This window comes from Parasphingomonas frigoris, assembly GCF_036663815.1.
GTDB lineage: Bacteria > Pseudomonadota > Alphaproteobacteria > Sphingomonadales > Sphingomonadaceae > Sphingomonas.
The window spans coordinates 1-1,367 of record NZ_JAXOJQ010000048.1; the positions used below are offsets into that span (position 1 = coordinate 1).

Annotated in this window: 1 protein-coding gene; it reads left to right on the forward strand. The window is 63.4% G+C overall.

The window, feature by feature from the left end; genetic code table 11:
* Positions 1-1,367 (forward strand): strawberry notch C-terminal domain-containing protein (locus tag U1872_RS22340; RefSeq protein ID WP_332795062.1); only part of this gene is annotated, 1,367 nt, incomplete at both ends.

Genomic DNA, 1,367 nt, shown 5'->3' on the forward strand with positions numbered 1-1,367 from the left:
CGTCACAAGTCGAGGCCGCGGCGTTCATGGCTGGCACCAAACGGGTCTTGGTCTTCTCTGACGCAGGCGGCACCGGGCGCTCCTACCATGCCAGCCTCGATGCCAAGAACCAGCAGCAGCGTGCGCACTTCCTGCTCGAACCGGGCTGGCGCGCCGATCGTGCGATCCAGGGCCTCGGGCGCACCCACCGCACCCATCAGGCGTCGACGCCACTATTCAGGCCGGTCACCACTGACTGCAAAGGCGAACTGCGCTTTACCTCAACGATCGCGCGACGGTTGGACAGTCTTGGTGCGCTAACTCGCGGGCAGCGTCAGACCGGCGGGCAGAACCTGTTCGACCCGGCCGATAATCTCGAAAGCGAATACGCCAAGGATGCGCTCCTGACCTGGTTCGCCCTGCTCGATGCAGGCAAGCTCACCAGCACGACGATGGATGACTTCTGTTCCCGCACCGGGCTCGAGCTCCATGACAGTGACGGCGTCCTGAAGGAGGACCTGCCGCCTATCCAGCGTTGGCTGAACCGCCTGCTGGCGCTGCCGATCGGCATCCAGAACCTGATCTTCGACGAATTTCTGTCGCTGGGGGAGACTCGCATCGCCGCTGCCCGCGAGGCTGGCACTCTTGATGTCGGCGTTGAGACGATCACAGCCGATACTGCGACCGTCATCGACGACACGCTTCTGCGGACCGATCCGCAGTCGGGTGCGACGTCGCATCTTTTGACGATCGAGATTGCCCGCCGTCGAAATCCGATCTCGCTCGAACGGATCCTCGACCTCGCAAAATGGCAGGACGACGTTGCGTTCGTAGTCAACGCCCGGTCTGGGCGCGTCGCTCTGCGCACACGTGCGCGGTCGTGGATGGACGACGACGGTCAGCCGATCGCGCGCATCGAGCTGCAGAGGCCCTGCCGTCGCGAGTATCTGCGCGAGGCAGACCTACTGGAGAGCGCGTGGGACGTCGTCGATGAAGCCTCTTTCACTGCCAAGTGGACCGAAGAGGTCACCGAAGCGGCCGACCAGATCGATACCGAGACGATCCGGCTGGCGACTGGCCTGTTGCTCCCGATCTGGTCGGCGCTGCCGTCTGATCACCTCGCGGTGAACCGGATCGCGGACGCTCATGGCAATTCTTGGCTCGGCCGCCTCGTTTTCGACAAGCACGTCGTCCAACTCTATACCAAGCTTGGGATCGCCAAGACCGATGATCTGCCGGTGGATGCGATTGCGAGCTCGGTCCTGTCCGGGCGGAGCGTCGATGTCGTGCGACCGTTCCCAATGACCATCAAACGGGCGATCGTGAACGGCAATCAGCGGGTCGAGATCGTAGACGCACCCGTCTCGCAGCTGCCCTGGCTGAAATCG